This is a genomic window from Pseudomonas sp. 15A4 (assembly GCF_016925575.1).
Lineage (GTDB): Bacteria > Pseudomonadota > Gammaproteobacteria > Pseudomonadales > Pseudomonadaceae > Aquipseudomonas.
In genome coordinates, this window is the sequence record NZ_CP068986.1 from 3,939,439 (window position 1) to 3,965,347 (window position 25,909).

Annotated in this window: 15 protein-coding genes and 4 pseudogenes; 4 read left to right on the forward strand and 15 right to left on the reverse strand. The window is 62.4% G+C overall.

The window, feature by feature from the left end; translation table 11 throughout:
• Nucleotides 1–21: 21 nt before the first annotated feature.
• From JN403_RS17360 to JN403_RS17425, 14 genes and pseudogenes are all read right to left on the reverse strand, one after another.
• Complete coding sequence (locus tag JN403_RS17360; protein ID WP_240356629.1) at nucleotides 22–1,419, reverse strand: MFS transporter; 1,398 nt, start codon at nucleotides 1,417–1,419, stop codon at nucleotides 22–24.
• Nucleotides 1,420–1,547: 128 nt separating this feature from the next.
• Nucleotides 1,548–2,755, reverse strand: a pseudogene (locus JN403_RS25925) (acyl-CoA dehydrogenase family protein).
• Nucleotides 2,756–2,780: 25 nt separating this feature from the next.
• Nucleotides 2,781–4,496, reverse strand: coding sequence for an ABC transporter ATP-binding protein (locus JN403_RS17370; protein WP_205483442.1), 1,716 nt, complete (start codon nucleotides 4,494–4,496; stop codon nucleotides 2,781–2,783).
• Complete coding sequence (locus tag JN403_RS17375; protein WP_205483444.1) at nucleotides 4,493–5,356, reverse strand: ABC transporter permease; 864 nt, start codon at nucleotides 5,354–5,356, stop codon at nucleotides 4,493–4,495. Before JN403_RS17375 ends, JN403_RS17370 begins: the two co-directional genes overlap by 4 nt.
• Entirely contained in the window at nucleotides 5,353–6,345 is a 993-nt protein-coding gene (locus JN403_RS17380; protein WP_205483446.1) for an ABC transporter permease, read from the reverse strand. Before JN403_RS17380 ends, JN403_RS17375 begins: the two co-directional genes overlap by 4 nt.
• The gene (locus tag JN403_RS17385) at nucleotides 6,342–8,027 is read right to left on the reverse strand and encodes an ABC transporter substrate-binding protein (RefSeq protein WP_205483448.1); all 1,686 of its coding nucleotides are present in this window, start codon (nucleotides 8,025–8,027) and stop codon (nucleotides 6,342–6,344) included. Before JN403_RS17385 ends, JN403_RS17380 begins: the two co-directional genes overlap by 4 nt.
• A 140-nt stretch (nucleotides 8,028–8,167) precedes the next feature.
• The gene (locus JN403_RS17390) at nucleotides 8,168–9,568 is read right to left on the reverse strand and encodes an LLM class flavin-dependent oxidoreductase (RefSeq protein WP_205483450.1); all 1,401 of its coding nucleotides are present in this window, start codon (nucleotides 9,566–9,568) and stop codon (nucleotides 8,168–8,170) included.
• A 28-nt stretch (nucleotides 9,569–9,596) separates the two neighbouring features.
• Nucleotides 9,597–11,276, reverse strand: a complete 1,680-nt coding sequence (locus JN403_RS17395; RefSeq protein ID WP_205483452.1) for an ABC transporter ATP-binding protein — start codon at nucleotides 11,274–11,276, stop codon at nucleotides 9,597–9,599.
• Nucleotides 11,273–12,058, reverse strand: coding sequence for an ABC transporter permease (locus JN403_RS17400; RefSeq protein ID WP_240356635.1), 786 nt, complete (start codon nucleotides 12,056–12,058; stop codon nucleotides 11,273–11,275). Before JN403_RS17400 ends, JN403_RS17395 begins: the two co-directional genes overlap by 4 nt.
• A gap of 148 nt (nucleotides 12,059–12,206) precedes the next feature.
• Nucleotides 12,207–13,259, reverse strand: a complete 1,053-nt coding sequence (locus tag JN403_RS17405) for an NADP(H)-dependent aldo-keto reductase (protein ID WP_205483454.1) — start codon at nucleotides 13,257–13,259, stop codon at nucleotides 12,207–12,209.
• 34 nt (nucleotides 13,260–13,293) lie between these two features.
• A complete protein-coding gene (locus JN403_RS17410; protein WP_205483456.1) occupies nucleotides 13,294–14,646 on the reverse strand; it encodes an LLM class flavin-dependent oxidoreductase in 1,353 nt (450 codons plus the stop codon).
• A pseudogene (locus tag JN403_RS25930) lies at nucleotides 14,643–15,916 on the reverse strand (acyl-CoA dehydrogenase family protein). Before JN403_RS25930 ends, JN403_RS17410 begins: the two are co-directional and overlap by 4 nt.
• Before the next feature lie 56 nt (nucleotides 15,917–15,972).
• Complete coding sequence (locus JN403_RS17420; protein WP_205483458.1) at nucleotides 15,973–16,905, reverse strand: ABC transporter permease; 933 nt, start codon at nucleotides 16,903–16,905, stop codon at nucleotides 15,973–15,975.
• A complete protein-coding gene (locus tag JN403_RS17425) occupies nucleotides 16,902–18,563 on the reverse strand; it encodes an ABC transporter substrate-binding protein (RefSeq protein WP_205487465.1) in 1,662 nt (553 codons plus the stop codon). The genes JN403_RS17420 and JN403_RS17425 overlap by 4 nt, the downstream gene beginning before the upstream one ends.
• Before the next feature lie 607 nt (nucleotides 18,564–19,170).
• Here JN403_RS17425 and JN403_RS17430 point away from each other — a divergent pair.
• Nucleotides 19,171–21,336, forward strand: coding sequence for a TonB-dependent receptor (locus JN403_RS17430; RefSeq protein ID WP_205483460.1), 2,166 nt, complete (start codon nucleotides 19,171–19,173; stop codon nucleotides 21,334–21,336).
• Nucleotides 21,337–21,425: 89 nt separating this feature from the next.
• Nucleotides 21,426–22,153: pseudogene (locus tag JN403_RS17435) on the forward strand (class I SAM-dependent methyltransferase).
• 142 nt (nucleotides 22,154–22,295) lie between these two features.
• Here the strand turns inward: JN403_RS17435 and JN403_RS25615 are convergent.
• Complete coding sequence (locus JN403_RS25615) at nucleotides 22,296–22,562, reverse strand: GNAT family protein (protein WP_240356641.1); 267 nt, start codon at nucleotides 22,560–22,562, stop codon at nucleotides 22,296–22,298.
• 877 nt (nucleotides 22,563–23,439) lie between these two features.
• Between JN403_RS25615 and JN403_RS17445 the strand changes: the two are divergent.
• Both JN403_RS17445 and JN403_RS17450 read left to right on the forward strand, forming a co-directional pair.
• Nucleotides 23,440–24,365, forward strand: a pseudogene (locus tag JN403_RS17445) (homocysteine S-methyltransferase family protein).
• Nucleotides 24,358–25,905 (forward strand): ABC transporter substrate-binding protein, encoded by a 1,548-nt coding sequence (locus JN403_RS17450; protein ID WP_205483461.1) that lies wholly within the window; start codon nucleotides 24,358–24,360, stop codon nucleotides 25,903–25,905. Before JN403_RS17445 ends, JN403_RS17450 begins: the two are co-directional and overlap by 8 nt.
• Nucleotides 25,906–25,909: the final 4 nt, after the last annotated feature.

Consider the following 25,909-nt stretch of genomic DNA (forward strand, 5'->3'; position numbering starts at 1 on the left):
CCGCTGGATCCTCGGGGAAGATCACCGGCTGCGTGCTGCATAAACCGAAGCGCCCGCCTGGGGCGCCAGTTTGCGGTAGACCAGACCCGACACGGCGCACAGCAACCCCGCCAGGCCCATCACCAGCGCCACGTCGCCTTCAGCAACCGTCGCGTGCCCGCGAACCGACATGATCAGGCCGAGCAAGGCTGCGGCGATGCCCACTGACAGGCTCATGGTCAGTTGAATGGTCATGGCCGACAGGCTGCTGGCGGCGCTCGATTGCCCGGGCGGCACGTCGGCATAGGTCAGTGCGCCGAGGGTACTGAATTGCAACGAGCGAATGATGCCGCTGGTGAACAGCACCGCAACGACGATCCAGTACGGGGTGGAAATGCTGAACATGCCGCAGGCGGCCAGCGTCAGTCCCGTCAATACGGCGTTGCCGATCAGGGTTCGCCGGAAGCCCAAGCGGCTGACGATACGCACCGCCAGCAGTTTCATCAGGAATGCCCCCGCGCCACCGACAAAGCTCAATAATCCGGCCTCCAGCGGGTTGAGTCCGAAGCACAGCTGAAACAGCAGCACCAGCAGAAAAGGCTGGGACGCGCTGCCGATGCGCATCAGATTGCCGCCCCAGAAGGTCACGCCGAATGTGGGGATTCGCAGCAGGGAAAGGTCAATCAACGGGTGGGCCGCGCGCCGGGCATGCCAGACGTACAAACAGGCGGCAACGACGCCAAAGCCGATCAATAGCAGCGCCCCGTTGCGTGGCAGCAAGCCATGGCCCAACGCCTCGAAACCGAACACCAGCCCACCCAGTCCCGCCGCGCTGAGCAGCAGACCCGGGACGTCCAGTACCTCTCCCGGCGTGCCGGGGTAATCCGGGATATAGCGCAGGACGAGCGCCACACCGAGAACGCCGATGGGCAGGTTGATCAGAAAAATCCAGTGCCACGACAGGAACGTGACCAGCACGCCACCCAGGGGCGGCCCCAGGATCGGCCCGATCAATGCCGGGATCGTCAGGTACGACATGGCGCGCAGCAGATTTTCCCGGGCCGACCAGCGCAGCAGGATCACCTGCCCCACCGGCACCATCATCGCCCCTGCCGCGCCTTGGGCCATGCGCGCCATCGACAGCTGAAACAGCGAGCTCGAACAGGCACAGCCGACCGACGCCAGCGTGAACAGCACGATGGCGCTGATGAACACCCGCCTGGGCCCGAAACGATCGGCCGCCCATCCGCTGACTGGTACGAACAGCGCCACCGCCAGCAGATACAGCGACACCACCAGGTTCATGCGCACACTGGGCTCACCGAAATCCCGCGCCATCTGCGGCAATGCCGTGAGCACCGCAGTCGCGTCGATCAGCTCCATGAACAGCGCGCAGCCGATGATCATGGGGATGCGGCGCAGGTTGGAGGGGTCGGGCATTCGCTGACGCGTCGGATCAGACCCGCAGAGTCGCGGTTGACGGAGCTGATGCCTTGATCAATGCCCATGGCCTGCCCGAGGTCTCGTCTGGATAAACATGTGCACTCACGCTGCTTTCGCGGCCCCCTTCAAAACAACCCGGACTTCGGCGGTGGCGTGCCCTTGAGTTGCCAGGCGCCGACCGCTGCAGCTTTCCAGTGCCGAGGATTGTGGTTGGCAACCGTGCGCGCATTGCGCCAGTGCCGATCCAGGTTATGGGCGCGACCGGTCGTCGAGGCGCCGCCGACATCAAAGATCAATTCTGCGGCTTTCAGCGCGGATTCCGCTGCGATGTATTGCGCCTGCGCCACATCGACAGCGGCCTGATCCACTGCGTCGGCATCAAGATCGGCAGCCCATGCCCGATCAATGGATTCGGCAGCTCGCAGCACCACCGCTTCGGCGGTAAACGCCCGGGCAGAAATATCGCCCACACTGAGTTCGACATACGGGTCGTCAACCGAGCGGCTGGCTGTGCTGTGCTTGATCGGGCGGGCGTGCTGATTGGCGAACGTCACGGCATCGTTCAAGGCGTTGCGCGCGATGCCTGCCTGCACCGAAGCCAGGAACACCTGCAGGAACGGCGTCACAATCGTGCGCTTCCCTCCTCGACCGTGCGCGTGCGGATTTCTTCGGGCCTGACCAGCACGTCGTGCAGGTGCGTGGTACCGCTCGCCGTCAGGCGCTGGCCCATGGCGTCGAAGTCATCCAGCAGCTCAAGCCCCTTGCGATCACGGGGCAAAATGAACGAGACCGGCTGGTCGTCTTCGTCCAGTGCCACCGCACTGACCCAGTCGGCGTACAACGAACCGGTGCTGTAGTACTTGCTGCCGGAGGCCCGGTAGTTCTCGCCATCACGCACGATGCGCGCGCTGATCGATCCGTTGGCGCCGCCGACTTCCCAACCCGCATTGCCCACGACGGCGCCTTGCAGATAGCGCTCGAACCAGCGTTCACGCTCGCCTTCCGCGCCCTCGGCACGAGAGGCCAGCAGCCCCTCGATGAAGCCAAAACCGGGCCGCAGCGCCTGGGCCACGTTGGAGTCCGCCGAGGCGATGCGAATCAACAGCGCGATCACGTCCTTGACCGAGCCGCCCGCTCCGCCGTATCGGGTCGGAATCCGGGTGGTGAACAGCCCGGCGCTGGCGATCTGCGCCACGGCGTCATAAGGCAATTGCCGGTCGCGCTCGCGCTGTGCGGCGCCGGCCGCGATCTGCGGCAGCAACGCGTCGGCGCGGCGATTGAGTTCTTCCACCGAAGTGACAGGCGTTTTGGGTACAGCAGACAACGTGCTCATGGCAGTTCCTTGTTCAGCATCGAACTTAAATGGCGATTTTCCACAGCCGGGATTCATCAAACAGCAGCACCGCGCTTTCCGGTTCCAGTGGCGGCACCACCAGCTCGCTGCCCGCGCCCGGCAAACGCGGTACCGCACCCAGCAAGCGTTGGGTGTATTCGTGTTGCGGGAGCTCAAAGAGGGTCTCGACCTCAGCGCTTTCCACTACCTTGCCGTGACGCATCACCAGCACCTCGTCGCTGACGTGGCGAATCACCCCCAGATCATGGGAAATGAACAGATACGCCAGCCCCAGCGAGGCTTGTAGATCGGCCAGCAAGTCGAGGACCTGGGCCTGGACCGACACGTCCAGCGCCGACACCGGTTCGTCGCAGATGATGACTTTCGGGTTGCTGGCAATTGCCCGGGCGATGGCCACCCGCTGGCGTTGTCCACCCGACAGCTGCAACGGCCGACGGCTCGCCAGATCAGCCGGCAGGCGGACCTGCTGCAACAGCTGGGCAATACGCGGGCGCTGCTGCTCGAACGCAATGCCGGCAACGTCCAGGGCGTCGGCGAGAATCTGTCCGACACTCCAGCGCGGATCAAAGGAGCTCAACGGGTCCTGATAAATCACACTGATGTCGCGACGGTGCAGGCGCCGCGTCTTCTCCGCCACCCGTGCGTGGCCGGCGCCGGTCCAGGGGACGTCGAGGAACTGCACGTCACCGGCGTCGGGCTCCAGCAGGCCGAGTGCAATCCGCGCCACAGTCGTCTTGCCCGAACCGGATTCACCGACAATGCCCAGCGTGCGGCCGGCGCGCAGCTCGAAGCTGACACCATCGACCACCTGACGCGACTGCTGGTCCGGACCGACATAACGCTTGCCCAGCCCGGAGGCCTTGAGCAGCACCGGCGAATCGGCACCGGGACGTGGTTGCGCAACCAGGGTGCTGCGCTCGGGAGAAAGCCGTGTACCGCGAGCGTGCTCGGCGGGTACGGCGTCGAGCAGCGAACGGGTGTAGGCGTGTCGAGGATGGCGCAGGACCTGTTCCATCGGCCCCTGCTCGACCACTTCGCCCCGGTGCAGCACCAGCACCTCGTCGGCCAGTTGCGCAACGACCGCCAGATCATGGCTGATGATCAGCAGTGAATCGCCGCGGGCCTTGATCTGCTGCAACACCTCAAGAATCTGCGCCTGCACGGTGGCGTCCAGTGCGGTGGTCGGCTCATCGGCGATGACCAGACCGGGATCAAGCGCCAGGGCGCTGGCGATCAACGCGCGCTGACGCAAGCCGCCGGAGAGCTGATCAGGCCGCTGGCGGGCACGTAATGCCGGTTCCGGCACACCCACGGTCTGCAACAGCTCGATCACCCGTTCGTTGCGACTGCGCCGGTCACCCCAGCGGTGGGTTTCCAGCACCTCAAGAATCTCCTTGCCCACAGGGCGCAACGGGTCCAGCGAAACCAGCGCGTCCTGCAACACGAATCCGATGTCCTTGCCGCGCAGGTCGCGCCAGCCGCGCTCCGACAGACTCAACAAGTCCTGTCCCGCGTAACTCAACCTGCGCGCCGTCACCCGGGCGCCTTCACCGGCCAGGCCGATCAAGCTGCGGGCCGTGACGCTTTTGCCGGAACCGGATTCGCCCACCAGCGCCAGGGTCTTGCCCGGCTCCAGGGTGAATGACAGGTTACGCACCACCGACTGCCCGGCGAACTCGACGGACAGCCCTTCAACGATCAAGCGTTTCTGGTCGCTCATGAAAGACGCCCCTCCAGACGTTGTTGCAGGTAACGGCCCGCGACCGTGGTGGACAGTGTGGTGAGGACGATGAACAGCCCGGGGAAGAACGTCAGCCACCAGGCGTTGGCGATGAAGTCACGTCCCATGGACAACATGGTTCCCCACTCGGGCGCCGGCGGACGTGCGCCGAGACCGAGAAAGCTCAGGGCCGACGCCCAGACGATGGCCTGGCCGACGCCCATGGTCAGGGTCACGATCAGCGGGCGCATGGCATTGGGCAGCAGCTGACGAGTGATGATGCGCAATGGCGGATGTCCCAGCGCCCTGGCTGACTCGATGTAGCCGGCGTTGCGCACCGCCAGCACTTGGCCGCGCACCATCCGCGCATAGCCCGGCGCGCCCCCAAGACCTGTGGCGACGATCAACGGCCCGATGCCGCTGCCGAAGATCGCGACGAACAGCAGCGCCAGAATCAGACTGGGAAACGCGAACAGCACTTCCAGCAACCAGCCGACGCCTCGATCCATACGCGCACCGCCCAGGCCACCGAGCAGGCCGAGGACGATGGCGATGCTCATGGCAATGGCGGTTGCCGCCAGGCCGATGAACAGCGATTGCCGCGTGCCGTAAATCACGCGGGAAAAGATGTCGCGCCCCGACTGGTCGGTGCCGAACCAGTGGCTCCAACTGGGCGGATGAAACGCGTCGCGGGGGACGATGGCCAGCGGGTCGCTGTGGGCGAACAGCTGCGGGACCAATGCCGCAATGATCACCAGCAGCAGAAAAGTGACCGCCAGCAGCGGCCCGGGACGCAGTGTGCTGCGCGTACGCTGAACCCTGCGCGCAGCCAACGGGGCTTCCAGTGTCAGTTCACTCATACCGAATTCCCTTGTTGACGAGGGTCGACCCACAGGTACAGCAGGTCGACGAGCATGTTGGCCAGTACGTAACCGGCGGCGACCACCAGGCTGATGCCGATGGTCAGCGGCAAGTCCTGAGCCTGCACGGCCTGGAACAGTTGGCGACCCAGACCCTTGCGGGAAAAGATCACCTCGATCACCACCGCCCCGCTGATCAACGCGCCGATGGCCCAGCCCGACAACGAAATCCCCGGCAGCACGGCGTGACGCAACGCGTGCTTGAAGCGCACATTGAAATCGCTGAGGCCTCGGGTTCTGGCGGTCAGTACAAAAGGTTGCTCAAGGGTCAGTTCAAGGGATTCGCGGGTGACCTGGGCGATGAATCCCGCCAGCGGAATGGCCAGGGCAAACGACGGCAACACCAGCGTTCGCCAGCCATCGCTGCCCGCAGGCGGGAACAGCCGCAGGCCGAAGGCGAACACCGCCAGCAGCAGGATGCCGAGCCAGAAGTGCGGCAACGCGGCAGACAGGGTTTCCGCCAGCGAGGCCAGGCTGCCGACCCAGCGTCGACGGCCGGCCGTCAGCACAGTCAGCGCCAATACCAGAATCCAGGCCAGCGCCAGAGACGTGAGGGTCAGTTGAAGGGTCGGCCAGGATTGCTCGGCGAGCACCCGCGTCACCGGCAGATGCTGGGAATAGGAAACCCCCAGGTCGCCCTGCACAAGACGCCCCAGATACAAGGCGTATTGCACCGGCAGTGGCTTGTCCAGACCGTACTCTCGGGTGGCTTCAGCGATGGTTTCAGGCGTGGGGTTGCCACTGGGTCCGCCGAGGATCGCTTGCACCGGATCGCCCGGCATCAGCCGCAAGGCAAAGAAGGTCAGCGTGGCGACGGCCCATAGCACCAGAATGCCGCCGCCCAGACGCCACAGTGCGCGCCTCCCCTGTTGCTGCAAACGCTCGCGCCGTGGATGGACCAGTTCGCGGGCAACTGTCGGATTCGTCATTTGTTCACCCATGCGTCATAGAGGTAAGTCACGGCCAACGAAGGCTCCAGGCGCACGCCCTGAGTGGTTTTGTAGATCCCCAGCCGCGTGCTCTGCGGGTACGTGGTCAGTTGCAGGTACTGGCTCGACGCGATCTGCTGCGCCTTGTAGTACAGGGCACGGCGCTGCTCGGCGTCCTGAGTGGCCAGTGCCTGCTGAATCAGGCTGTCGAACGCCGGATCACTGAAGCCTGCGGTGTTCTGGTGATAGCCGCCGACGCCTGCCGGACGAATGAACTCACTGCCAAAAATGATCCGTAGCACGTCGGCGGTGTTGGTGTTCCAGTAGCCCAGGCGAATGTCATAGTCCCAATCCGCCTGGCGTTTGGTCGCCAGCACATCGCTCATCTGGTCGACGATCAAGTCGAACCCGGCCTGCCGGGTGGTCGCCTGCACCTGTTCCCACAGTGTGTATTCGGAAGGTGGCGTGCGGTTGCCCATGACCACGTGAACCTGCAGGCGCTTGCCGTTTTTGGTGCGGTAGCCGTCACTGTCACGCTGGGTCCAGCCCGCCTGATCAAGCAATTGCGCGGCCTTGGCCGGGTCGTAATCCTGGGCGTGCTGGAAGTCCGGGCTGTAGAAGCGTGTCGCCGGGCTCAGCGGCCCGCCTGCTCTAGGAAACTCGTTGAAGTACACGCTCTTCAATGCGCCGTCGATGTCGGCGCTGCGGACGAAGGCTTCGCGCACCTTTATGTCGTCGAAAGGCGCTCGCGTAATGTTCAGCGTGCCGTTGGTGGGGTTGCCCGGGCGCTGGGCGATGATCAGTGTCAGATCTGGATTACGTCGCGCGGCCTCATGGGATTCGGGCGGCAGCGCCTCGATCACGTCCACCTCGCCTGCCTGCAGCGAGGCAAAACGCACGGACGGCTCCTGAATGAATTTCCAGACAATACGGTCGAGCCACGCGGGCCCCTGATGCCTGGCGGTAGGCGGCGCCGAGTTGTAATCGGGATTGCGCACCAGCTCGACCTGACTCTGCCGATCCCAACGCACGACCTTGAACGGGCCAGTGCCCACCGGGCTTTCACAGTTCACATCGCGAGGCCGCTGCAAGGCAGTGGGTGATTCGATGCCGAGAAAACCCTGGGCCAGCACTTCGAGAAACGCAGCATACGGGCTGGCCAGATGGACCACCGCTGTGTCGTCGTCGATCACGTCCGTGCTGCGGTACTGGCGAATGTAGCCGCCTGCGGTGCTGGACTGGGTTTTCGGATTGGCCATGTGATCGAGGTTGGCCTTGACCGCCGCCGCGTTGAACGGCGTGCCATCGGTAAAATGCACGTCGTTGCGCAGATGGAAGGTGTACGTCAGGCCGTCGTCGGACACCTCCCAGCGTTTGGCCAGCCAGGGACCGATGCGCCCGTCAGCGTCCATCGACACCAGCGAATCGAGATACTGTTGCGCGACGAACACTTGGGGCATGTCACCACCGACATGGGGGTCCAGGCAGGTCGGCTCGCGGTCAGTGGCGTACACCAGCGTACCGCCACTGACGGGCTGATCGCTGTGGGCAACCGTCGATGTGCTCTGGCCGCAGCCAACCAGTACGCCACACAGTGCAGCGAGACCGACTATAGAGCTGTGGGTGAGCAACGATCGCGATCGTGTGCCGGGAAGTCGCAAATACGGGGCGGGTTCTCGCATGGGTCCTGATGCCTTTAGTCCGGGAACAGGGCTATTGCACAAGGCATGCCGGGTTTTCCGGCGAATAAACACGGGTTCAAACGGGGAGTCGCAGGTGTTGGAAACGACAATCTGTGCAGTCACTGTTGGCGAGCCAACAGTCATCCTGGAAACCTCAGCGGTCTGGCCGGCTGACTCAGGGCTGCCGGGTCGCGATAGCGAGCACCGAAGTGGTCGTTCGGCAAGCGCGCCTGGCCCTCGCCAAAGAGACGTTCGCGCAGGGTCTCGCCGTCGTTGTAGCGTTCGCGGAAACGGCCGCGGCGGCGCAGTTCGGGGATCACCAGTTCTATGAAATCCCGCGCGGTTTCGAACGACAGGTACTGCCGCAGGTTGATGCCGTCGATGCCATCGACATCCAGCCATTTCTCGATTTCATCGGCGACCACGCTCGGCGTCCCCGCGACGAAGAAGCGCTCGCGGTTGAAGCCTTCGAGCTGGGCCAGCACCGAACCGACAGTGGACTGCGGTTTGAAACGCGCCAGACTCTGCCAGCCTTTGATCTGTCGTTCGATCAGATCACTGATCAGCACATCCCGAGGGTACGCGGTCAGGTCGACGGCTGACTGCGCGTGAGCCAGGGACGCCTCGACGCTCATCAGCTTGCGGTAGCTGTCGAGCTTGTTGCTGACCTCATCATCGGTCCGGCCCACGATGACCCCGGCCATGACGATGAATTTTAGCCCCGCCGGATCACGCTCGTGAGCAATCGCCTTCTGCCGCATGGCCCGGATATTGGCCTGCACCGCTGCCGTATCCATGCCGCCGGTAAACACCACCTCCGCATGGCGCCCCGCAAACTCGATGCCGGCGGGCGAGCCGGTAGCCTGAAACAGCACCGGCGTGCGCTGGCGCGAAGGCTGGCACAGGTGCGGCCCGGCCACCTTGAAGTGCTCGCCGACGTGATCGATGTAGCGCACTTTTTCCGGATCGGTGAAGACCCGCCGCTCGCGGTCCTGAATCACCGCATCATCGTCCCACGAGCCTTCCCACAGCTTGTACAGCACGTCCAGGTACTCGTCGGCGATCTCATAGCGGTGATCGTGAACCACCTCGGTGTCATGACCGAAATTGCGCGCGGCGTTGGGCAGATACGAAGTCACGATGTTCCAGCCCACTCGCCCCTTGGTCAGGTGGTCAAGGGTGCTCATGCGCCGGGCAAATGCGAACGGCGGCTCGTAAGTAGTCGAAAACGTAGCGCCGAATCCGAGGTTTTTCGTCACGGCCGCCATCGCCGGGATCACCAGCAGCGGGTCATTGCTGGGAATCTGCATGCCTTCGCGCAATGACGTTTCCGGGCCATCGCGGAACGTGTCGTAGGTGCCAATCACATCAGCCAGAAACACACCGTCGAACGTCCCGTATTCGAGCAACTGCGCAAGCTCGGTCCAGTAATCCAGGTCGTTGAAGCGATGACGATTGTTCTCCGGGTGTACCCACAGGCCATGGACGATGTGGCTGACACAATTCATCTCGAACAGGTTGACGTGCAACTGCTTGGTCACCGCGGGCACTCCTCTCTAAACACACTTCTTAAACACTCAGGCCACGGCCTCGGATGGCAATTTGCAGATAGACCTCGGCGCGCTCGCGCTGCTCTTCCAGCGTAGGAATCGCATTGATCAGCGCGCGGGTGTAGGCATGGGCCGGGCGATCGAACACTGCACGCACGGGGCCAGACTCCACGACCTCGCCATCCTTCATCACCAGGACTCGCTCGCTGACATGATTGATCACGCCCAGATCGTGGGAGATGAACAGGCAGGCGAGCCCCAGACGCCGCTTCAGATCGTCGAGCAGCTCAAGGATCTGCGCTTGCACGGAGACGTCCAGCGCCGACACCGGCTCATCACAAATGAGGATTTCAGGGGCCGATGCCAGGGCTCTGGCAATCGCAATACGTTGACGCTGGCCACCGGAGAGTTCGATGGGGCGACGTGTGAGCGCGCTGGCGTCAAGTCGCACCAGCTCCAGCAGTTGCAGCGCCCTGCTCCGCCATTCACCTCGGGGCAAACCCGCCACCGAGAGCGCCTCGAACAACACCCGCTGCACCGTGTAACGCGGATCGAACGAGTTCAGCGGGTCCTGAAACACCACCTGAACCGCTCGGCGTGCCTGACGTTTTTGCCCGGCATCCAGTGTCGACCATTGCTGCCCGGCCACCCACACGTCGCCCGCATCGGCGCTTTCCAGGCCAAGAATCAGTCGGGTCAAGGTGGTCTTGCCCGAACCGGACTCGCCCACGACACCCAGTGTTTCGCCGCGGCGCAATTGCAACCACACCTGGTTGAGCACGGTACGACGGCGACCGTCCGGGCCGACGAAGGATTTGCTCAGGGAGCGAGCCTCCAGCAGGACCTCGCCCTGAGCGTGGGGCTCGGGTTCGACGGCCGCCAGCGGCCGGCGCTGGGGTCTGAAATGCACCGCACGAGCCGCCCGCAGCAGCAACTGCGTGTAAGGATGCTGCGGGTCCTGCAGCACTTGCTCGCTGGTGCCTTGCTCGACGATCACGCCATGGCGCATCACGGCAACCCGGTCGGCCAGGCGCGACACCACCGACAGGTCGTGGCTGACCATCAACAGCGCGTTGTCCTCCCCTCGCAGGCTTTCCAGCAGCGTGATCACTTGGGCCTGAACCGTGGCGTCGAGCGCCGTGGTGGGTTCGTCGGCGATGATCAGGCGCGGGTTGCAGGCAATGGCCGACGCAATCAGTGCCCGCTGCCGCAGTCCGCCGGACAGTTGCCACGGGTACTGGCTGGCGCGCAGTTCGGGCTCGGGAATGCCGACGTCGCGCAGCAGCTCAAGCACGCGAACGCGCCGGGCTTCAGCCGCCAGACCGGTGTGCAACTGCAGCGGCTCTTCGACCTCGGCACCGACCCGACGCAATGGGTCCAGCGCGCCGAGGGCATCCTGCATGACAAAACCGATACTGGCGCCACGCAAGCGCTGCCAGGAGCGCTCGTCCAGACGCCGCAGATCGATGCCCTGAAACGCCAGCCTGGCCGCCTGAACCTGCGCGCCCTTGCCTGTCAGCCCGGCCAGGGTTCGCGCCGTCACGCTTTTACCGGACCCGGATTCACCCACCAGTGCGAGGCATTCGCCACGATGGATTTGCAGGCTGACCCCGTGCAGCACGGGCTCGGCGGTGCCAAAGCGTACGGTCAGGTCGCGGATATCAACTAATGGCCCCGGTGACGGGATGTTCGCACTCATAGGGGTTTTCCTTCGCTGCGCCGTAGCAGTTCACGGCCGATGGCACTGATGGAAACGACGGTCAAGGTGATGCTCAGGGCGGGCCAGGCCACCAGCCATGGCGCGTTGGCCAGAAAGCTGCGACCGATGGCCATCATGCCGCCCCACTCCGGCGCCGGAGGTGGCGCGCCGAAACCCAGAAAGCTCAATGCGGCGCCTGCCGTGATGGTGCCACCAATGCCGATGGTGGCCAGAATCAACACCGGTTTGAACGCATTGGGCAGGATGTGCCGGAGCACCATCGCCAGATACGACTGCCCCAGCGTGATGGCCGCTTCGACGTAGCCGGCGTTGCGCACGTTCAGCGTCTGCGCCCTCACCAGGCGCGCGTATCGGGGCACACCGGCGATGCCCACGGCGAGAATCAGGTTGGCCGCGCCCTGTCCGAAGAAGGTGATGATGACCAGCGCCAGTAACAGGTCAGGGAAAGCCAGCAGCACGTCGACGCCACGCATGACGCCGGCATCCAGCCAGCGAGGGCCGAGGCCTGAAACCAGCCCCAGCAGTGTGCCCCAGGCCAGGCCCAGCCCCGTGGCGGCCAGCCCCATGAACAGCGATGAGCGCACGCCGTAGATCAATCGGCTCAAGACATCGCGACCGTTTTCATCGGTGCCGAGCCAGTGCAGCGCGTTGGGCTGCTGGAAAGCCAGCCGTGCCGAGGCGTCCAGCGGATCGTAAGGTGCGATCAAGTGCGGCAGGGCCGCCGCCAGCAGCAACAGCGCAACAAAAATCCCGCCGCCCACAGCCCCGGACGCAACCGCGTGAGACCGGCAAGGCCCAATGGACGCGACCCGCCGACGCCCGTCGCAGGGCCTACGATGACCGTTTCAATTGCCTGAGACATTCACAGCCTCCTTGCGGCTGACCCTCTGATTGATAACCGGCTGCACTTCACGGCGCCGGATTCGGCACACGCTGATGAACCGCCTGGATCTGCGCCTTGATCTCATCGCTGAGGGTCACGTCCAGCGCGCCGAGGTTTTCGCGCAGTTGCGCCAGGGTGGTCTGGCCGGTCAACGCGCTCGCTACAAACGGCTTGTCGATGACGCAGGCCAGCGCCAGTTGCGCCGGGGCCAGGCCATGCTGTCGAGCGATCTGCACGTAACCGGCAATGGCTTCCTGGGCCGACGCGCTGTCGTAGCGATTGAAGGTGCGGTACACCGCTGACAGCCGCGAACCTTCCGGCAATGCGCCGTTGAGGTACTTGCCGGTCAGTGCACCAAACGCCAGTGGCGAATAAGCCAGCAGCGAGACGCCTTCGCGGTGGCTGAACTCCGACAGACCGCCCTCGAACAATCTGTTCAACAGGCTGTAGGGGTTCTGCACGCTGACAATGCGAGGCAGGCCCAGACGCTCGCTCTGCTTGAGAAATTCGGCCACGCCCCACGGGGTTTCGTTGGACACACCGATGTGACGCACCTTGCCTGCCTTGACCTGATCGGCCAGCACCGACAGCGTTTCTTCGATGGCGACGGCGTCCGCGTCCTCCTGATAGGGGTATTCACGCTGGCCAAAAATGTTGGTTTTGCGATCCGGCCAGTGCAGTTGATACAGGTCCAGATAATCGGTTTTCAGCCGCGTCAGGCTGCCGTCCAGTGCTTCGACGATGTTGCGTCGATCGTGGTGACTCAAACCGTCGCGAATGTGTGCCTGCCCCTTCGGATCCCGCGCAGGCCCGGCGATCTTGCTGGCGAGTACCACGTCAGCCCGCCTACCGCTGCCGGCAAGCCATGTGCCGATGTAACGCTCGGTGGTACGCCAGGTTTCGGCCCTGGTGGGCGTGGGGTACATCTCGGCGGTGTCGATGAGGTTGATGCCTTGGGCCAGCGCCAGATCCAGTTGCTGATGCGCATCGCGCTCGCTGTTCTGATGCCCCCAGGTCATGGTGCCCAGTCCCAGAACGCTGACCTCGATATCGCTGTTGCCCAGCTTGCGGTAACGCATGATCGATCCTTTTTCAAGACGGCAACGCCACGGGTCAGGCCCGCAGCGCGTACTGATTGGCCGGAAACGGCAGGCCTAGGTGCTCGCGCAAGGTGCTGCCGGTGTACGCATGACGGAACACGCCGCGCTTCTGCAGCAGCGGCACGACTTCGTCGACGAAGATCTCGACGCCGGACGGAAACATGTCCGGCATGATGTTGAAGCCGTCGGCGGCATGGGCCAGGAACCAGTGGGTCAGCGTGTCGGCGACCTGCTCCGGTGTGCCGACCAGCAGCCGATGACCGACCAGGATGCGCCGCGACAGCTGGCGGATGCTGAGGTTTTCCCGGCGAGCCAGATTCAGCTGCGCTTCCAGAAAGCCTTGGGATCCGCGCTCAAAATCAGCGACCGAACCGATGCGCTCCCACGGCAACGGCGCATCAGGGTCCAACTCGCTGGCGGAGATCCCGATGCGCCCCGCGACCTGCTCCAGCAGGCCGTGCTCGCCGTTCCAGGCGTTGAGCGCATCAAATCGCGCATGGGCCTCGGCCTCAGTGCTGCCGATGACGGTGGACAGGCCCGGCATGATCTTCAGGTGTTCGGGATTGCGTCCCCAGCCGGCAGCGCGCTCTTTCATCTCCTGATAGAACAGCTGGCCGTCCTCAAGCGTGGTCTGGGTGGTGAAAATCGCATCGGCGTAACGTGAGCCCAAGGCCTTGCCGCCCTCCGAAGAACCGGCCTGAACCAGCACCGGACGTCCCTGGGGTGAACGCGGCACGTTGAGCGGCCCTTTGACCGAGAAGTGCTTGCCGACGAAGTCAATGGTGTGGACCTTTGTCGGTTCGGCAAACCGCCCCGAGCGAGCGTCGCCAATGATGGCGTCATCCTCCCAGCTGTCCCACAGCTTGACCGTGACGTCGATGAACTCGTCGGCCCGGGCATAACGATCAACGTGCAACGGCGCACCGGCCAGTCCGAAGTTCTGCGCCGCCGCATCCCCCGCGTTGGTGACGACGTTCCAGGCTGCGCGCCCGCCGCTGATATGGTCCAGCGACGCAAAACGGCGGGCGAGGTTGAACGGATCGTTGTACGTGCTGGACGCCGTGGCGATCACGCCGATGTGTTGGGTAGCCAGAGCGACTGCGGTCAGCAACACGGTCGGCTCAAGGCGTCCAGCCGGCTGTTTTGAGACATCGCCTGCCAGCGCCGGGCCGTCTGCGAGAAAAATCGCGTCCAGACAGCCACGTTCGGAAATGCGCGCGATATTGCGGTAGTACTCCACGTCCAGATAAGCGTTGGCAGGCACCTCGGCGCTGCGCCACGCACCCGAGTGCGCGCCGAAGCCCAGGATGTTCATGCCGATGCTCATCTGCCCTTCGCGGCTGTTTTTGCCCGTGGCGGTACTCATACGGCACTCGCTTCGTCACGGGCACCGCTGGCCTGCGTGTCGGCGTCGGCCGCGTGCAGGCTGCGCCACGCGGCGTTAGGGGTGATGTCGTTGAGGTAGAAATTGCCCAGCGCACGTTCGCGGAAAATCGCCGGATTGTGTGATGCCAGCGTACGGGCATTGCGCCAGTGGCGGTCAAAACGGCGGGTCTCGCTGGTGGCCGAAGCACCGCCCACCTCGAACAACAGCGTGGTCGCCTCCAGAACCTGTTCAAGCACGATCTGCTGCGCCTGATAGGTCCGAATCTCGGCTTCGGTGTAATGCTGCTCAATGGCGTAACCCCCTGCTCCGCCTCGTACACGTCCTGAAGCACCTGCGCGACAGCCAGCACCTGTGTACGGGCTGAGTAAGCCAGGCTCGACAGACGGCCGATCACCCGCTGCACCAGCGGGTCGTCCTTGGGGCTGGATTGCCCCGGAATCCCGAAGGCACGCGTGCGGCCTCTGACAAACTCGGTGGCGTCGCGCAGGACGGCGTCGGCGATGCCGGTCAGGGTCGCCAGATGAAACAGTTGGTAGAACGCAGTGAGGTAGGACTCGGCGCGTAATTCGTCTTTCTTGAAGCGGCGCAGGATGTGTTGCTCCGGCACCTTCACCTCGCTGAAGCGCGTGGTGCCACTGCCCGTGAGGCGCTGGCCGAAACCATCCCAGTCGTCCTCGACCGTCACGCCGGTCGTATCAGTGGGCACCGAGACGCTGACGAAGTCATCGCCATCCAGGGCCACGGCGGCGATCCAGTCGGCGTACAACGTGCCGGTGCAGTAATACTTCTCGCCATTGAGCCGCCAGCCCGCTGCACGGTTACCCGGTTCAATCGCCGTGAGTGTCACCGAGTTGCGGGTGGTGTCGCTGCGCTCGGCCATGGCGGCGCCCCACAGCTGGCCGTCGGCAACCTTGGCCAGCCAGTCATCCTGAGACTTCTCATTGCGCGCAGACAGCCGGCCTTCGACGAAACCGAAGTGCGCACGCACGATCTGCGGCAAGTTGGAGTCGGCCTTACCCAACGCGATCACCAGCTCGAACAACTGCGGGAGGCTTGCGCCCAGGCCGCCCTGCGCAAGCGGCACCCGCAGCGCACCGAAGCCGGCGTCACGCAACCACTGCACGGCTTCGAAGGCGAGTTCGCGCGTCTGTTCACGGGCGACAGCGGTCTCGGCAATACGGGCAAACACGTCGGCAAAACGCTGATGCAGGGAGTGAAACGTCACATCAGGGGGTATCGAGGAACTCATGGTTTTTCCTTCTTCGTTAACGCTTGCACTGGATCGGCCACCTCCCGGTAACGCGCTCATTCCTGAGCCGCCCGGGGGTCGATCCAGCGGTTGATCAGATCCACGGCCAGGTTGACCACCACGTACACCGCAGCGGCCAGCAAAGTCACACCGAGCACCATCGGAACGTCTTTGTTGCTCGTGGCATCGAGCATCAGGCGACCGATGCCTTGCCGGGCGAACAGCAGCTCGATGACCACCGCCCCGCCCAGCAGGCTGGCGAAGATGAACCCGGCCAGCGTCACCAGCGGCACCAGGGCATGACGCAAGGCGTGACGCAGGCGCACAGCGATGTCGGAGAGGCCGCGTGCCCGGGCCATGGCGATGAAAGGTTGCTCAAGGGTGTCTTCCAGCGATTGACGCAGCAGTTGAGTCAGCACCGCCGCCACCGGCAATGCGAGCGCCACCGATGGCAGAATCAGCGAGCGCCAGCCCACCGATCCGGAAGGCGGCAGCCAGTGCCAATGGAACGAAAACACCAGCAACAGCAGGATGCCGATCACGAAGGACGGCGCTGAGGAGATCACCAGTTCGCTGCCCGACGCGACCGAGCGAACCCAGCGTGAGCGATGGGCAGTGAGGATCGCGCAGACCAGTGCCAACACCACCGCAAGTACGGCGGCGCTGATCGACAACTGAATGGTCGCGCCGATCTGCTCCGAGATCGCCTGCAACACCGGAATACGCAAGCGGTAGGACTCACCCAGATCACCATGGGCCAGACGCGCGATGTAATGGCCGTACTGCACGATCAATGGATCATCCAGCCCGTACTCGGCACGCACCCTGGCCAGCAGTTCCGGAGTGGGCAGCGCTTCCGGGCCACCCAGAATCGCCAGCGCCGTGTCGCCGCCGCTGAAGTTGACCGCCAGAAAAGTCAGCGTCGCAGCGCCCCACAGCACGCCGACGCCTGCCAGCAGCCGCAGGGAAATACGTTTGAGCGTGCTCATGGTTGACCCCTGTCCAGCCAGAGGCTGGTGAATAACGGCACGTTGTGGGAAGTGTCGAAAATCACGCCCTTGACCTGACGCCCGTAGGCGGTCAGCACCTGACTCTCCACCGAAGGCACGGCTGGCACGGTTTCGGTCAGGCGTTTCTGCGCCTCGGCATACAGCGCCTGCAACTCAACCGGGTCCCGTGAGCGGCGTGCCGCACTGAGCACCCGGTCCAGCTCGGCATCGCGGAACTTGCCCGCGTTCTGGCCGATTAACGTTGGGGTACTGATCGATTGGCTGTGATAGAGCACAAACAGACCGTCCGGCGTGTTGGTGTGCCAGTAACCGGCTGCCAGCGCCTGAAACTTGCCGGCGTACCGGCGTTCAGTCACCCGGGACAGCGGCAGCATCTCGATCGGCATAGCAAAGCCGATCTTTTTCAGGTCCGCCTGAATGGCCACCGACACGCTGGCCGGGAACGCCGGGTTGTCGTAGGTCAGTAACGTGGCGCTGAGGCGCTGCCCGTCTCGAGTCCGGTAACCCTGGGCATCGCGTCCGGTCCAGCCAGCCTGATCGAGCAGCGCATTGGCGGCATTGACGTCATAGGCCAGCGCGTCGTTGTTCGGTTGATAGAAACGTGTGTTGGCGGCGAGGAAATCAGCCTTGCCGATGAACTCGCCGAAGCCCGAGATCCATGCCAGTCCTTCGCGGTCGATGGCTTTGGCGACGGCGCGACGCACCAGCACGTCATTGAACGGCGCCTGCTCGACGTTGAAGGTCATGCTGCGGCTCGGGTTGCCCTTGCGAATGCGGCTGCGCATGACCAATTCGGGATTGGCGCGAATGGCCGCAGCGTTCTGCGCCGGGGCATCCAGAGCAAAATCCGACTGCCCGGACTCAAGCGCGGTGAACCGAATCATCGCCTCGGGGACATAGCTCAGCTCGATGCGATCCAGATAAGCCTCGCCCTGATGGCGCGTAACCGGCGGCGCCCAGTGATAACCGGAGCGTTTAACGAAGACCGCGCCCTGATCGCGCTTGTAGCTTTCCAACAAGAACGGGCCACTGCCGACAGGATGCTCGGCGATCGTCCTGGGCGCTTCGCGAATCTGTTTAGGCGAGACCATTCCCAGCCAGGACTGCGCCAGTACGTCGAGGAACGGCGTGTAGGGCTCACGCAGATGGGCTTCGAACGTGTATTTGTCGATGACCTTGCCGTCGAGATACGGCGCGATGTACGCAGCGGCCAACGGTGATTTGGTTGCCGGATCGCGCATATGCTCCAGGTTGGTCTGCAGCGCGACGGCATTGAATTTCTCGCCGTCACTGAAGGTCACGTCGTCGCGCAGATGAAAGGTGTAGGTTTTGCCGTCCTCGGACACCTCCCAGGACTTCGCCAGCCATGGACTGATGTTGCCCTGCTCGTCCTGATACACCAGGCAGTCGAACAGGATTCGGCCCATCCACTGGATGTTGCCGTTGGACAAGGCATGAATATCGAAACTGCCGGCGTCCGAGGCTGCCGACACGCGCAATGTTCCGCCGCTGCGACCTGGCGATTGCTCATGAAAGTCGGAAGCCGAATAGGTGATGACACCGTTATTCACGTTGCCGTCGGCGTGGGGGGCGCCAGGTTGCGGAGCTGTCGGGGGCGAACAGGCGGCGATCGCCATATATAAGCAAATAATGCCCGTCAGTTTAAAAATGGCTGTCAATGAAGCTTCCTTGAAAGAACTCACTTGAAAAAGTTAGCGAACGCGAAGACGGTGTAACTTCATCAACGGTTATGCAGTGAACATGCCAGCGCTAGTAAATACACCCATTAAGTCGTTAGCCAGGCATCGCACAACCCAGGCCGGACAGGACAATTAAGGGTGCGCAATGCCGCCAGCCGGCCAATACAGTTCCAGTCTCGGAGTCCCCTTACCAAGCCCGCACCTGCAGGAAGCCTGAACATTAATGACACATGCTTATAACCTTATATCGGTACCGACGCTGCTCATTGTCCGCGCACTAACAGACTGCTCATTCGCTGTTGCTTTTCAAACACACAGGGATAAATACCCCGGAGAACAGCACAACTAACCGGCCCTGTTGAAAATCCAACACCTGTTCAGAACTAAGTTCACCCATGCACAGCGCAATGACCGAAGCCCGCCGCGCAACTGCCTGTTTTATGGAATAAAAACATTGGCACAGAAACTGCTGAGAGCGAATCAGGCATGACTATACGAATAGAAAGCTGGCACACATTTATCTATTCATAAGGAAACACATTAGATGCATTCGGTATTTCGGGGAGAGTTACACACGTTGCCGCTGGCGATCCGCCGTGCAACGTTGCTGACCACAGTGGGGCTGGGGTCGGCATTACTGTGGTCAGGGGCCGCGCTGGCAGACGATGTGGTGCAGTCAACGTCTGCCGATCCCGCCCAGACGCCACGCCTGAATACCGTGACGGTTCAGGGCGCGAAGATCACGCCGGCAGAAGCCGCGAAAAGTCAGCTCGATGAGGTGCCGGGCGGCACCAGCGTTGTTGACAGCGAGCAGGTCGCCAAGGGACGTACCGCGACGTTGCAGGACACTCTGGCGTATCAGCCCGGTGTATTCGTGCAGTCCACCGGCGGCAACGACGCGGCGAAGATTTCCATCCGTGGCTCCGGCGCCAATACCTCGCCGGGCTATTTCCGCGAGGGCATCAAGTTTCTCTTCAACGGCCTGCCAATCACAGGGCCTGGCGGTACGCCGTACGAGTTCCTCAACGGCTCCGGCGTCAACTACACCGAGATCCTGCGTGGCGCCAACGCCTTCCAGTACGGCGCATTGAGCCTGGGTGGTGCGATCAACTTCGTCAACCAGACCGGCTACACAGCGCCCGGCCTGCGCGTGCGCGCCGAAACCGGCAGCTATGGCTACAACAAGCAGAGCGTCAGCGTGGGCGGCGTAGAAGGCGACTTCGATTACTACCTCAACGCCGACAACTATCGTAGCGACGGTTACCGCGATTACAGCCTGTCGAAGAGCCAGGGCATCGTCGCCAACTTCGGTTATAAATTCAGCCCCAAGCTTGAAACCGAGCTGATGCTGCGTTACCGAGACGAGTACCACAACGACCCGAGCGCCACCACGCTCGATGCGGTCAAGCACCACACCCGCGACGCCAGCGCCACCGCGGCCAGCAGCGGCGCCGGCAGCCGTCGCCCAGGCAGCGTCTGGGCCGGGAGCAAGACCACCTACACCTTCGATGACGACTCCAGACTGTCGGTCGGCCTCTCCTACTATGAGTACGCCCACAACAACAGCCCGAACAGCCCGAGCAATCCGAGCTACTGGGACTGGCATGACCTGAGCTTCGTGCTTGGCTATGACCGCATCGACAAACTCTTCGGCCATGAAAGCCGCACCAGCCTGGCGTTCACGTCCACCGAACACCTCAAGGGCGAGGTCAACTCCGCCTTCGCCAACAAGCAGACCCGCAAGTTCGTCGACTACGGCTCTTCGTTCGATCACGTGTTCTCGTTCGGCAATGACCTGGAGCTGGTCGACGGCCTCTGGCTTACCAGCGGTGTGTCGGCCATCAACGTGCGTCGCCACGCGAACGTGAAAGAGACGCTGGTGGCGAACACCACCGCCTATCCCACCGATGTGACCTACGACAACTGGAGTCTGGCACCGCGCATCGGCGTGCGCTACGAGTTCACCCCTGAGCTGCAAGTGTTCGCCAACTTCAGCCGATCCATCGATCCGCCAGCTTCATGGGAATACTCAGGTTCAGGGCCGACATCGCCTTACGTGCGGCCGCTGGTTGAGCAGAAAGCCAATACCGTGGAAATCGGCGTCAAAGGCTCATCCGGCATCTTTGACGGCAGTCTGGCGATCTACCGTTCGTGGGTCCGCGACGAATTGCTCAACGTTCAGTTGATTCCTGCGACCTCCACGGCGGCGGCGGTCACAGGCGCCTTCAACGCCACACCTACCATCCACCAGGGCATCGAGGCCGGCCTGAATACCCGGTTGTGGGAAAGTGAGTCCGGTGAAAAAGTCACCTGGCGTCAGGTCTACACCTACAACGACTTCTACTACCGCCACGACCCGACCTTTGGCGACAACCAACTGCCGGGAATCCCTAAGCACATCTACCAAGGCGAAGTGCAATACCAGCACCCTCAAGGTTTCTACACCGGCGTGAACGTGCAGTCCGCCTCCCGCACCGCAGTTGATTACGCCAATACGTTCTATGCGCCTTCCTACACCATCTTCGGCGCGAACGTTGGCTACGAAACGCCGAAGAAAGACTGGAAAGTGTCGCTGGACTTGAAAAACCTGGCGAACAAGAAGTACGTCACCGCCGTCCAGCCGCTCTACAACGCTGCGGGTCAGGACACCGCTTCGCTGTATCCGGGCGACGGCATCGGCGCTTACGTGGGCGTGGAGTTCCGCTACTAGCCGTCTGATCCTGGACGACGACAGGGCCTGCGTGGTCCTGTCCGTCTTTTAAGGCAATACCTGAATACTGATTGCAGGAGAGATGATTCGTGACACAGAACATCTACGACACCGCCCGATTCTTCGAGGGCTACAGCCAGTTACCGCGCTCGGTGGAGGGGCTGAAGGGCGCTCCGGAGTGGCCTGCCGTACGCGCGTTGCTGCCAGGCGTGAGCGAAAAAAGCTGGTCGATCTGGGCTGCGGGTATGGCTGGTTTGCCCGCTGGGCTGTGGAGCACGGCGCCCGGCACGTGCTGGGGCTCGACGTCTCCGAAAAGATGCTGCAACGCGCCGCTGCCGATGGCGACGATCCGCGCATCACCTACCGCCGGGCCGATCTGGAACAGCTGCAACTGCCCAGCGCAGGCTTCGACCTCGCGTACAGTTCCCTTGCCTTCCATTACATCGTCGACCTGCCCGGCTTGCTGCGCACTCTGCACGACGCCCTAGTCCCTGGCGGCAAACTGGTGTTCTCCATCGAACACCCGATCTTCATGGCCTCGCTGCACCCGGGCTGGGTCGTTGATGATCAAGGCCACACCTCCTGGCGTCTCGACCACTATCAGGTTGAAGGCCCTCGCACCACCCACTGGCTTGCCGAAGGTGTCATCAAACAGCACCGCACGTTGGGAACATTGCTGAACCTGCTGATCAAGACCGGCTTCACCCTCGACCATGTCAATGAGTGGGGACCTTCGGCCGAGGATCTTCAGCAACGTCCGACCCTGGCCGATGAACTGCACCGCCCGATGATGCTGATCATTGCGGCCAGTCGCTGAGTTATTCGACGTCCAGCGCGCTCAGTTGCTCGATCTGCTCGTACAGTTCAAAGCTGTCCCGTCCACCCGCTCCCTTTCGAATCATCCGCGCAAGGTTGGTCAGGCGGCGTTGATCAGGGTTTCAGCTGAGGTTCGGAAGGATTCACGTCGCGCCGCGCAGATAAACCAGTGTGTCGCACACGCCGTACCGCCCCGAGGTTCGTGCATCAGGAATCGTCTGAATGAGCTCGAAACCGACCGCCTCGGCCAGTCGCTGACTCGCCAGGTTGGCCGAGGACGTGGTCAGCCGCAGCGTGTGCCCGGAAAGCTTCGATACCAACGCCCTCAGTGCCTCTTTCATCAACCCCTGATTGGCGTGTACCTGACTGACCCAGTAACCGATTTCGTAGCCCGCAGCCCCACCGGCCATGGGCCGGAGTCCGACACATCCGACAACCGCGGGCGCTTCGCCTCGGTCCAGCAGAAAGTACTTTTTTCCGCGGTGGCGTCAGCGAAATCATCACGGGCGCGCTGTAGGGTTGCCTGTGTATCGAGCAAGGTCCAGTGAGGTTTGGCCCAGAGCAGAAAGTCCCGATGCAATTCGTAACTGGCATTAAACGTTATGAAGAATTCATCAGCGCATCTCAATACTGCCAGACGCGTCGGACACTTTTACAACCCTCCAGAGCATTTCATCCTCAAGGTGGAAACGGTAGAACTTCCGACTCTTGTGGTAATGAACCCTGAAACGCTGATTGAAGATTTACGCGACTGAGTCGCGAATAACACATACTGATGAATTGCTGTTTGAATCAAGACAGTTGCACGGATAGGCACAAAGTTTCGCCCCCTCCGCGAGACCACCTTGCAGCCAACTGAAGTGACGCTCGTGAACCTCCGCCGGGCGGATTTTCGCCTCCGGGTCACCGGCCAGGCCCGCCCTTGAGCCTCTGCCCTGATCAGGGGAGCACCCACTGGATATGCCAAAACGGCAGTTCTTTATGCAATTACAGAAGTTGCAGCGGATTTTATATTGCGTTTCAATCTAAGCAATTCTTCCTTGCGACAGATCTTTGGATGCATTTATGACCGTTGCTGAAGTGGGTGGATTACATCGTCACTTGCTGCTCAGTGCGCGGCGTGCAAAAGCCGCTCCCCTGCAATCATTATTCCCCGCGCCTGAACAGGACGTAAGTTACGTTGACCTTCTGGAAATAAACGGGGAAGCGTTGCACCTGCTTCAGGGGGACGAGCAAACGATGCGACCTTAGTTGTGCATTAAATAATCAAGAATTCTGGTGAATACAATGGCAAAACATATTCAAATTCTGGACGGCGGCATGGGCAGGGAACTGTCGCGCAACGGTGCGCCGTTCCGCCAGCCGGAGTGGTCGGCGCTGGCGCTGATTGAGGCCCCGGAATATGTGCGGCAGGCCCATGACGCGTTTATTCACGCCGGCGCCCACGTCATTTCTACCAACAGCTATGCCGTGGTGCCGTTTCACATTGGCGAGCCACGCTTTCAAGAAAACGGTGCTTCGCTGGCACGTCTGGCAGGATCGATAGCACGGGCTGCGGCTGCCGCCAGCGTCAATCCCGTGCGCGTCGCGGGCTCTCTCCCTCCCCGCTCGGTTCCTACCGTCCTGATCTCTTCGAGCCCGTAGAGGCAGCCAGGATCCTGCGCGTACTGATTGAGGCCCTGAGTGAACATGTCGATCTGTGGTTGGCCGAAACGCAAAGCTCCATCGCTGAAGTGCGGCTGGTGGCTGAGTTGTTGAAGGATGATCCGCGACCGCGCTGGTTCTCCTTCACCCTCGACGATGCCCTTGATACAGAGGGCAAGGCCCGGCTGAGATCCGGTGAGCGCATCCGGGATGCCGTGGTCGCTGCGAGCGAACTCAACGCAGCCGCCGTCCTCTTCAACTGCAGCCCGCCGGAAGTCATGAGCGCGGCCCTGCTTGAAGCGGCGGCCCACAGCGAACTGCCGCTGGGGGTTTACGCCAATGCCTTCGAGCCATCGGACAACAAGCGCGGTGCCAATGAGGGGATCAGTGAACTGCGTCGGGATACTCAGCCACCCAACTATCTACGCTGGGCAAAAGAATGGGTTGATCAGGGCGCCAGTCTCGTAGGCGGCTGCTGCGGCATAGGCCCTGAACACATTGCAGCGCTGTCGGCTGCCTTTGACCTCGCTGACTCTTCAACCGAATCACTGGATGCCCGGCATGATTGATCGTCGTTCTTTTATCAAGGGCACTGGGGCGATCGCCATGACCGCCGCGATGACTTCTTCGTGGTCACTGTCGAGCGCCTTTGCCGACGAGCCTTCACCTCCCAAAAAGGGCGGACACCTGATTATCGGACTGGACAACGCCTCCACCACCGATCGGCTGGACCCGGCGTTCTGGTTTGAAAGCTGGATGTATTTCACCGGGAGCCAGCTATTCAACGCTCTGGTCGAGATCGACGACAAGGGCGAAATCGTACCGTCACTCGCCGAGTCCTGGTCGAGCAGCGAGGGCGGCCGCAAATGGGTGCTCAACATCCGCAAAAGCGTGCAGTTCCATGACGGCCGCTCTTTGAGCGCGAAAGACGTGATCTGGTCGCTCAACCATCATCGCGACGAAAAATCGTCCTCCCCGGTCAAGGGTTATCTGGAGCCTGTCACCGGCCTTGCGGCCACCGGCGAGCATGAGGTCACGATCACGCTGGGAGAGCCCAACGTCGAGTTTATTTCCCTGCTGTCGGCGGTGCATTTTGTCATCACCGCAGAGAACGAAGCGTTTGAAAAAGGCATCGGCACCGGCGCTTTTATCCTCGAGAGTTTCCAGCCCGGCGTTCGCATGCTGGTCAAGCGCAACCCCAATCACTGGAACCCCGAGCGCGGCCATGTGGACTCGGTCGAGACGTTGGCCATGAACGATTCGACAGCCAGGGTGGCTGCGTTGATCAGCGGCTCGGTGCAGATCATCAATCGGGTCAATCCACGCATCGTCGGACGAATCGAGAAAATGCCTTCGATCCAGCTGGTTCGCGACAAGGACAGCCAGATATTCACGTTGCCCGGGCTGGCCAACCTTGCGCCCTTCACTTCGCTGGATGGGCGTCTCGCACTGAAATACGCCGTTGATCGACAGCAGATGATCGACACGGTGCTGGGAGGCTATGCCTCGCTGGGCAACGACAATCCGGTCTTTCCTTCAAGCAAGTATTTCTCTAGGGACATTCCTCAGCGGCCTTACGACCCTGACCGAGCGCGGTTCCATTGGCAAAAGGCAGGCTTCGATGGCCCGCTGGTGCTCTCTGCTGCAGATGCCGGTTTCCCCGGCGCGGTGGACGCTGCCCAGCTGTATCAGCAATCGGCGAAAAAAGCGGGCATTGTGCTTAACGTCGAGCGGGTGCCAGACGACGCTTTCTGGACCGACACCTGGCTGAAAAAACCGTTTTGCACGTCCAACTGGGGTGCCCGCCCTACCGCCGATGCGCTGCTGTCTCTGGTGTTTACCAGTAACGCCCCATGGAATGAATCGGCCTGGCGAGTGCCCGCCTTCGACCAGTTGGTGAAGGCGGCGCGTGGGGAAACCGACGAGGTCAAGCGCCGACAGATCTACCACGACGTCCAGGTGATGCTGGTCGATCAAGGCAGCGAAATCATTCCGCTGTACGCCGATGCGCTTTCAGCAACGCGCAAAAACGTGCGGGGCTTTACGTCGGTGCCGGGCGTGCCGCTTAGCGGCAACCGTGCCGCCGAGAAAGTCTGGCTGGAAGGATAATGTT